Raw genomic sequence first — 809 nt, forward strand, 5'->3', positions numbered from 1 at the left:
TTGTTGGTTTTCTTTCTCTCACTGCTTTCGCAGTGCCTCGTTTTCGTCTCTATCTTACGTTTAACGTATCATCAAGAAATGAATGTTTTACATATGCGGTTTTCAAGGTACAGTGCACAGCAGGATCTTTTCTCATCCGTCTCTCTGTTCTGTCTTTGATCTTGCTGTAGTGGAGATAAAGAGATTCGAACTCTCGACCCCCTGCTTGCAAGGCAGGTGCTCTCCCAACTGAGCTATATCCCCATCCTCTGTTTTCTATTGTTTTGGATATTTTATCTATCCAGTGGGCTTAAGTGACCTTTGCTCCTCAGCAAAAGCTTATACCCAATGGGCTTAAGTGGACTCGAACCACCGACCTCACGCTTATCAGGCGTGCGCTCTAACCAGCTGAGCTATAAGCCCTTCTTATTCCGGCAGCCACCTGCTTTCCCATGCCGTCTCCAGCATAGTATCATCGGCCGCTTCAGTCTTAACCGTCGTGTTCGGGATGGGTACGGGTGTTTCCCCGAAGCGCATCGCCACCGGAAATCTTTTGTTATCAACTTTTTTCTTTGATAACTCAACAGTGAAACACTTTACTTACTTCTTCTTCCCTAGAAAGGAGGTGATCCAGCCGCACCTTCCGATACGGCTACCTTGTTACGACTTCACCCCAGTCATCCGTCCCGCCTTCGGCAGCTCCCTCCCTAAGGTTGGGTCACTGACTTCGGGCGTTACTGACTCCCATGGTGTGACGGGCGGTGTGTACAAGACCCGGGAACGTATTCACCGCGGCATTCTGATCCGCGATTACTAGCGATTCCAGCTTC

At 49.2% G+C, this 809-nt stretch carries 2 tRNA genes and 2 rRNA genes; all 4 read right to left on the reverse strand.

The window, feature by feature from the left end:
• Nucleotides 1–170 precede the first annotated feature (170 nt).
• Nucleotides 171–243: transfer RNA gene (locus B5G33_RS20910), tRNA-Ala, on the reverse strand.
• Nucleotides 244–328: 85 nt separating this feature from the next.
• Nucleotides 329–402, reverse strand: a tRNA-Ile gene (locus B5G33_RS20915).
• A 6-nt stretch (nt 403–408) separates the two neighbouring features.
• Nucleotides 409–526 (reverse strand): 5S ribosomal RNA (gene rrf, locus B5G33_RS20920).
• Between the two features lie 71 nt (nt 527–597).
• Nucleotides 598–809: ribosomal RNA gene (locus B5G33_RS20925) — 16S ribosomal RNA — on the reverse strand; the annotation flags it as partial.

The organism is Blautia sp. An81, from assembly GCF_002161285.1.
Taxonomy (GTDB): Bacteria; Bacillota; Clostridia; order Lachnospirales; family Lachnospiraceae; genus Blautia; species Blautia ornithocaccae.